At 58.0% G+C, this 7,630-nt stretch carries 7 protein-coding genes, 1 tRNA gene and 1 pseudogene; 5 read left to right on the plus strand and 4 right to left on the minus strand.

The genetic code is table 11. The features are described from left to right. The 3 genes from tilS to ACRXB1_RS25155 form a co-directional block, all read left to right on the plus strand. A partial coding sequence (gene tilS, locus ACRXB1_RS25145; protein ID WP_449493577.1) for a tRNA lysidine(34) synthetase TilS occupies positions 1 to 1,118 on the plus strand: 1,118 nt, incomplete at its 5' end. 392 nt (positions 1,119 to 1,510) lie between these two features. Next, positions 1,511 to 2,761, plus strand: coding sequence for an aspartate kinase (locus ACRXB1_RS25150; RefSeq protein WP_449493578.1), 1,251 nt, complete (start codon positions 1,511 to 1,513; stop codon positions 2,759 to 2,761). Positions 2,762 to 2,945: 184 nt separating this feature from the next. Continuing rightward, positions 2,946 to 3,039: transfer RNA gene (locus tag ACRXB1_RS25155), tRNA-Ser, on the plus strand. Positions 3,040 to 3,155: 116 nt separating this feature from the next. Here the strand turns inward: ACRXB1_RS25155 and ACRXB1_RS25160 are convergent. The 3 genes from ACRXB1_RS25160 to ACRXB1_RS25170 all read right to left on the minus strand — a co-directional run bounded on the left by ACRXB1_RS25160 (position 3,156) and on the right by ACRXB1_RS25170 (position 4,921). Beyond that, positions 3,156 to 3,602, minus strand: a complete 447-nt coding sequence (locus ACRXB1_RS25160; protein WP_449493579.1) for a helix-turn-helix domain-containing protein — start codon at positions 3,600 to 3,602, stop codon at positions 3,156 to 3,158. 6 nt (positions 3,603 to 3,608) lie between these two features. Further along, on the minus strand, positions 3,609 to 3,914 hold the full coding sequence (locus ACRXB1_RS25165; RefSeq protein ID WP_449493580.1) for a DUF4258 domain-containing protein: 306 nt from the start codon (positions 3,912 to 3,914) through the stop codon (positions 3,609 to 3,611). A 215-nt stretch (positions 3,915 to 4,129) separates the two neighbouring features. Next, positions 4,130 to 4,921, minus strand: a complete 792-nt coding sequence (locus ACRXB1_RS25170; RefSeq protein ID WP_061999099.1) for a helix-turn-helix domain-containing protein — start codon at positions 4,919 to 4,921, stop codon at positions 4,130 to 4,132. Between the two features lie 140 nt (positions 4,922 to 5,061). Here ACRXB1_RS25170 and ACRXB1_RS25175 point away from each other — a divergent pair, with 140 nt between their 5' ends. Further along, positions 5,062 to 5,790: an ester cyclase gene (locus ACRXB1_RS25175; protein ID WP_449493581.1), complete on the plus strand. Its 729-nt coding sequence runs from the start codon at positions 5,062 to 5,064 to the stop codon at positions 5,788 to 5,790. A 17-nt stretch (positions 5,791 to 5,807) separates the two neighbouring features. Here ACRXB1_RS25175 and ACRXB1_RS25180 read toward each other — a convergent pair whose 3' ends face one another. Continuing rightward, positions 5,808 to 6,179 (minus strand): single-stranded DNA-binding protein, encoded by a 372-nt coding sequence (locus ACRXB1_RS25180; protein WP_062169774.1) that lies wholly within the window; start codon positions 6,177 to 6,179, stop codon positions 5,808 to 5,810. A 1,269-nt stretch (positions 6,180 to 7,448) separates the two neighbouring features. Here ACRXB1_RS25180 and ACRXB1_RS25185 point away from each other — a divergent pair. Continuing rightward, positions 7,449 to 7,630, plus strand: a pseudogene (locus ACRXB1_RS25185) (hypothetical protein); the annotation flags it as partial.

The following is a 7,630-nucleotide window of genomic DNA, read 5'->3' on the forward strand; positions in this document are numbered from 1 at the left end:
CCTTGCTGCATGTGTTGAAAGCGCAGCTCGAGCACTATGCGCATCAGCGGGATCTGCGCTGGATCGACGACGAATCCAACGCCGATACCCGTTATGCGCGCAACGCGTTGCGCCACGATGTCCTTCCTGGGCTCGCCGCCATGGCGCCACAACGCGCCGACGGTCTTTCCGTGCCGCGTGTCCGGCCCTTGCTGCATGTGTTGAAAGCGCAGCTCGAGCACTATGCGCATCAGCGGGATCTGCGCTGGATCGACGACGAATCCAACGCCGATACCCGTTATGCGCGCAACGCGTTGCGCCACGATGTCCTTCCCGCGCTCGCCGTGCATTTCCCCGGTTTTCGCGATGCACTTGCGCGCACGGCGTCGCACGCGGCGTCGGCGCAACGCCTGCTGGATGATCTTGCGCGCATCGATCTGCAATCGGCCGCCCATCCTGACGATGAAAACGCATTGATGTCATCGGCTGTGCTCACGCTCGACGATGAACGCGCGATCAACCTCTTGCGCTACTGGATGCGCGTGCTTGGACTGCAGGCGGCATCGACGGCGCGTATTGGCGAGATCCTCCGCCAGTTGCGCGATGCCGCGGCTTCCCGCGACGGTCATGCGTTGCGCATCGATCATGCGGGACAGTGTTTGCGGGTGTACCGGGATTCCATGTTCTGGGAGACGGGTGACAGCGCCGATCCGGCAGATCTCGACAACGGCGCAGCATCACTGCGCGCGGCAAGCAGACTCGACTGGAATGGCGAAAGCGTGTGGCGCTTGCCGCAGTGGCGCGGGACTTTCGTGTTCTCGCCAGTGACCGACGACGACACCGATACTGCCGACTCCGTTTCCGAAGCCACGCTGCGCCTGAGCCCGCTCACCGCACGTTCGCGTGCGGGCGGCGAGCGAGTGAGGATATCGGCAAATGGGCCGAGCCGCACGCTCAAAAACCTGTTTCAGGAGCAGGGAGTGCCGGGATGGAAGCGCGACGTGCCGCTTCTCTTTTCAGGCGAGACTCTTTTGTTCGTGCCGCTGATTGGGATCAACCGCGCGTGCGAGCGACCCGGCAGCGACGAAACCGGCCCCCGCTGGCGTATCGCGTGGCAACCGGATCTGGTGATCGCCTGACCCGTTGAGCGGTCCAGGCATCATCTGCCGGTCGGTAATTTTCTCCCTTCCTGCGGATTCCGGCGCCGTCATGCCACGTAGGAAACGGCCGTTCCAGCTTGTGTTTTAGGCCTCGATCGGGTACGTTTACCGGTTTCCCGCTACGCCTTTCAAGCAGCTTTTCCGTCCAGAAGACGCGTTTTCAGCCGCTGGAATCGCATTTTGCGTGTGAGCGAACCTTGCGCGCGCGGCGTCCGCGTTTCGTCGTCACGCTTAAGTCGTCGATCGCACCTATCCAGATTCCGCCCTGACTCACGCTCAAGGCGGGCTTCTGTTGCAATACGTGAACCACGTGCGGTACGCGGCGCATTACACGGCGCGCAGCGCGGCTTTTCCTCCAGTTCAAAACGACAATGGCACTCATCGTACATAAATACGGCGGCACTTCGATGGGCTCGGTCGAGCGCATCAAGAACGTCGCCAGGCGCGTCGCCAAATGGCACAAGGCAGGCCACAAGCTGGTTGTCGTCCCGTCGGCCATGTCCGGCGAAACGAACCGCCTGCTCGGCCTCGCGCGCGAAATTACCGCGAACCCCGACCCGCGCGAGCTCGACATGATCGCCTCCACGGGTGAACAGGTCAGCGTCGGCCTCTTGGCTATCGCATTGCAGGCCGAAGGCCTCGAAGCGGTCAGCTACGCCGGCTGGCAAGTACCCATCAAGACCGACAGCGCATTCACGAAGGCACGGATCAGCGAGATCGACGGCACGCGCGTGCTCGCCGATCTCCATGCAGGCAAGGTCGTCGTGATCACGGGCTTCCAGGGCGTCGATCCGGAAGGCCATATTGCAACGCTCGGACGCGGCGGTTCGGATACGTCGGCGGTGGCCATTGCGGCGGCATTGAAAGCCGATGAATGCCTGATTTACACGGACGTCGACGGCGTCTACACCACAGACCCGCGCGTGGTGGAAGAGGCGCGCCGGCTGGATCGTGTGACGTTTGAAGAAATGCTGGAAATGGCGAGCCTCGGATCGAAGGTGTTGCAGATCCGTTCGGTGGAATTCGCGGGTAAATATCAGGTGAAGACACGCGTGTTGTCGAGCCTGACGGACCCCTTGATTCCGCTTGAAACCGAAATGTGCTCGGGCACCCTGATTACTTTTGAAGAAGACGAGACCATGGAAAAAGCTGTTATCTCGGGCATTGCATTCCAGCGCGACGAAGCGCGTATTGCCGTGATGGGCGTGCCTGATAAGCCAGGTATTGCGTACCAGATCCTGGGCCCGGTGGCGGATGCGAACATCGACATCGACATGATCATCCAGAACACGAGCGTGGACGGCAAGACCGACTTCACGTTCACGGTGGGCCGCGGCGATTACGCGCGCGCCATGGATATCCTGACGAACCAGGTGAAGGAACATGTAAAGGCCGAGCAGGTTCGCGGCGACCCCAAGGTGTCGAAGGTGTCGGTCGTGGGCGTGGGCATGCGTTCGCACGTGGGCATTGCCAGCACGATGTTCCGGACGCTGGCGGAAGAGGGCATCAACATCCAGATGATCTCGACGTCCGAGATCAAGATTTCGGTGCTCATCGACGAGAAGTACACCGAGCTCGCCGTGCGGGCGTTGCACAAGGTGTTCGAACTCGATCGCGCTTGAATTGCAAAAGCGTGAATGGATAGCGCATCAGAGGCGGGTGTTTGTTACCGTTTAAGGGCTTGATGTATCGTTCTTCAACGCGCTCTCAGATGCGAAAATTTTTGTCTCATGAAATTGACCCGCAGCCGCTAACCCGCTATGATCTTGGCTTCGTCGCGCTGACTCCCGCGCGGCAGAAAGTGCAGGAGACGTGGCCGAGAGGTTGAAGGTACTCCCCTGCTAAGGGAGCATCTGGGCTAAAACCTGGATCGAGGGTTCGAATCCCTCCGTCTCCGCCAGAAGATGGTCAAAAACCCCGTAGATCGTCAGATCTGCGGGGTTTTGTTTTTTCTATTGAGCAACGAATCTGCGAGACGCCCCGCAAGGTCTTCTGGCTTGCGGCGGACTTCGCTTCCTAAGCAACAGCTTCTTCCTCTTCGTGCTGCCAGCCTTTCTCGGTTTCACGCATGACTATGGTCAGCACTCTTTCTGTCACATTGAGTGCTTCGACCAGATCCTTGACCTTCTGATTGCCACCCACGTGTTCCATGTAGATGGCCCGCATGGCGAAGTCGGCCAGCTTGGGCAGTGGAACGTGCTTCTTTTCCCACTTGGCAATGGCCTGATCGGTTACGCCCATCAAGCGTCCAACCGACGTCTGCGATAAACACAGCGCTTGCCGAAGATAGCGAAACTCTTCGGCGGTAAGCGGTGAACGCTTGCTTGCAAGCGCGAGGCAGATTGCCCGGATCAGGCCATCCAGGTCGTGAAACGAAACGCCCGGGCCAAACTCGGTGTCGTGCTCTTCGTAGCCGTTCGCGACGACAATGTTGGTCAAGCCGCAATCGGTATAGGTGTACATTTTTTTCTACTCCTCTCTATCTTTGTCGAACGCAGTGACGACTATGGTTTGCGTCGCGCCCATGCCGGCTACGGCCGCAATGACCTTGATCTCGTCCCCGCCACAGTCGTACTCCATCCGGCACTTCATGTTGCCGGCTGGCGTCTGCACGGGTGGACGCACCATATGTCCTCGACGCAGCGTTTCCAGCACCATTGCTTTCGTGATGCATCGTGCTGTCATCATCTCGTCGGCATGTCTGGTAAAGATCACGTTGATGGTGCTTTGCGCTATCTCATGAATGAGCTTTTCCCAATCGCGGTTGGTTGCCATAGTCTATAAAAAGTATAGGAGTTTGCGATTCAAAACGCAACCGAAATTTTCATGTCGGTTGCCTCGCCCGCGCCGAGGCTTGACCTATACACTCGCCGGTTTCAAGCATTTTCGGCAAGTAATAATTCTGCACATTAGATTGGGATGTGACCACGCGAGCTCTCGCGCAGCACGTTGCAGCCATCGATGATTTTGCTTCGCAGAGCGACGGGGTTTTATCGCTTCAACGCTGCGGCTGTTGCTTCATCGGCGGGAAAGAACATCTCGATGGCAAGCTCCGACAGCGTCACATCGACCGGTGTGCCAAATACCAGCGTCGTCGTGATAAACGATAGACGTCCGGCCGTGGTATTCAACACGAACGGAATGGCGATGGACGATTCCATCGTCCGGTCTTCGTTCGAGGCGCCCGGATAGCTCGATAACTCGTCGCGCAATGCGATGAGTTGCACGTCGCCGCTCACGCGTATCTGGCCGTCGAGCCGTTCGAGCAGATGCCTTCGCCACTGCCCGAGATTCGCGATCTTCGACGCAAGCCCGTTCGGATGCAGGCTCAACCGCAGCACGTTGACCGGTGGCTCGAGCAGCGCAGGATCAGCACTGGCGACAAGCGCTGCGACCGCACCATTTGCCGATATCAGATTCCAGTGCCGGTCGATTGCCAGCGCCGGGTAGGGATCGTGTCCCTTCAACACTTGCTCGACGGCGAGCCGTGCGGGTGCCATCGATTGATCTTCGAGTGAGCGTTCCCGGAACACCGGCGCAAAGCCGGCTGCCGTGAGTAATTGATTGCGCTCGCGCAGCGGAACATCGAGGTATTCGGCGAGACGCAACACCATCGCGCGGCTTGGCGAGGCTCGGCCGGTTTCGATAAAGCTCAGATGCCGGCTCGAGATCTCTGCTTCGTTGGCAAGCAAAAGCTGGCTCATGCGCCGCCGTTCGCGCCAATGCTTGATCAACGTGCCAATAGGTACGGCCGACACGGCCGTCGAGGTCAGAGTGTTCATGTCCTTACCTTAGCAAAGCGCCGTGCACGCGGCCATTACCTCTCGCGTAATCGACGCGCCGCGCGCCTCTCCCGATCATGACTTCCAGGCCGTGCCAATCCGGTTCGGCCGCAAGTCAGTCACGTTGAAAACAGGAGAGCATGATGACCGAGCATGAGGTTCTGGTGGGCCGTTATATCGATGCCTGGAATGAGACGGATACATCGCGCCGCGAAACGCTTGCCGCGCAGGTGTTGCAAGAAAGCGGGCGCTACGCCGACCCGATGATGAACAGCACGGGCCCCAAGGGCTTCGCCGGAATGATCGGTGCGTTCCAGGCGGCCATGCCGGGCTTGAAGTTCGAGCGTATTGGCAAGATAGATGCGACGGGACAAGTGGTGCGCTTCAGCTGGCGTCTGATCGATGCAACCGGGCGGCAGTTTGCAAGCGGCACGGATATCGGCGATTTCGGCATGGATGGACGCTTCACCAGTATCACGGGGTTTATCGACAGCGCGTTGATGGGCCGCGACTGGAGTGTCGAGAAGTACGCGGCGTTCTGGGCGGCGCCGGATTTCAGCAAGCCGTCGGACGAACTGGCTGCGGATATCGAAGGATATTGGCCGGGGCTCGATACACCGCTGAAGGGCGTCGAAGCGTATGTTTGTCCGCTGCATGAACTGCTCCGGCGGGTTCCCGATTTCAGCCTCGAAGTCGCAGACTACGCAAGCCGCGGCGACACGGTTTTCATTCGATGGATTGCGACGGGTACGCACGAAGGTGTGCCACTGCGTTTCGAAGGCGTGGACTGCGTCCGGCACAAGGACGGTCAGGTCCATGAAAACCGCATCTTTTGCGACCACCCGCTGGTGCTTTCGTTTAACCGCTAAAAGGCTGTGGTCAGCGGTTATACATCGCCCAGGACGTCATCCTGATCCACGTCGATATCCGGCTGTCCGCGCACCGTGCGGCGCTTTTGCTGTACGTGATAGGCGCTCAGGACGGCGTGGACGACCATGTCCAGCGCCGGCTTCGCAATGCCTTGCTTGTCGGTCCAGACCTTCGGCGTAAGCGCGCCGGCGAGGGAGACGCTGTCGCCGTCATCGAGCGCCTGCAGCGCTTCCTTGGCTATATCGTCGAAAGCAATCACGTTGATGAAAAGGCTCTCGCCATCGCCTGCCGTGGCACGAACGCGGCATGTGACGAAATGCGTGCCGTGCTGGCCGGTACGAACTTGCGCAGTACCGTAGAGTCGTCCGGAAACGAGACCGTCGATCATCGTATGTTCCTTCGAAATCACGGATTGTCTCACTGGGACTGCGACAGGGCGTGGTAACCGCGCAAGCTTTCGATTTGCGTTGCAAGCGCGCGAACAGCTTGAGTCAAATTTAGAAAGCGAAAATCGGCGTCCCAAGGCGTTTCTCATGCTGCGACGCATAAGCGCCCGCTAATCATGCCATTCATCCTAAAAAAGCATGCGCGTGCGGTAGGTAAAGGTATGAGAACCGGACGCGACAAACACCATTAAAATCACTTATCACTTTAATAATAAAATGCTACGATTATCGAAAGAGGGCGCTCTATGACGTAATGGAGTAACGCCACTAGACCTGAGAGTAATAAGAGAGCGCGTTGCCCTGCTTCATAGCAGGGCAACGATGCTTTACGAGTTAAATGAAAGGGCTTAGGCCGTTGGCTTGGTTTCAGCTGATGGTCCCATGCGCCAGCCTATGCAATCTGCTTATCGGCCATAACCCAAAGCTAAGCGCATATACAACCATAAGTGTGTTGCCAAAGTCTCCAATGCTTTTACTCCGAACAGCACTCGCCCCTCCTGTTGTACCGTTCAGCACGTTTGTAATGGCTGCATCACGGAAACCGTGATTGAATAGAACGTTATAACCAGGATTAGACGCCTTTCCGTTAGGTTGAATGAGCAAGCCTGTTGGCGAGGTTGGCAGATATATCAAATATGGTTGAGTGCCGAAACATAGTGGCGAAAGCGGTAAAAGCCGGTTTGTCCGGGAAGCACTAAAAGAAACTACTGATCAGGCGCGATCGATATACCGTCCCGCGCCAAGCCATCCGAATAACAACGCGCAAGCAGCCGCATTTCCTCAGGCTGGTATACCAGATAACACGTCGAACGAATTGGAATGCCGGGAAAACATTTGTTATTGGCGAGGCCCGCTGGAAAATGACGGCAGTGTCTTAAGTCACAGCCATCAATAACGGGAAACGGTGGGAAACTTTAGCGGCAAGCTCAATCACGTTCGAACAATGTGCGCCGACCGACCTGCAGGCGGGACGGTGTGTGCAGAACTGGCGGCGCTCGTCAGGGCTGCGACAGATCAAGTGCCACTTCCCGATGTGAGGCAGAGGGGCGGCGCTGCTTTCTCACGCCAGGCCCCTGCACATCAGGCGAACCGCTGAAATTTTATGTCACATCCGGTCGGTAGTCGTAATTCGGGGTTACTGCGTTGAAACACTACCCGGAGATCGTTCAGCTAAGATTTCCATAACAACATTCCGTTGAGGTGGTCTTCAAATGAACAACAAGTTAAAGACATCGATTTTTGCAGGCGCAGTCGCCATCGGGGCGTTGGGACTGTCTGGTGCAGCTATGGCACAGGTTCGGTTAGGTGTGAATATCGGCGTTCCCGCGCCGGTGTATGTCGCGCCGCAACCGGTTTATGCGCCGCCCCCGCCACCCGTGGTCTATGCACCGCA

The organism is Caballeronia sp. M23-90, from assembly GCF_053574605.1.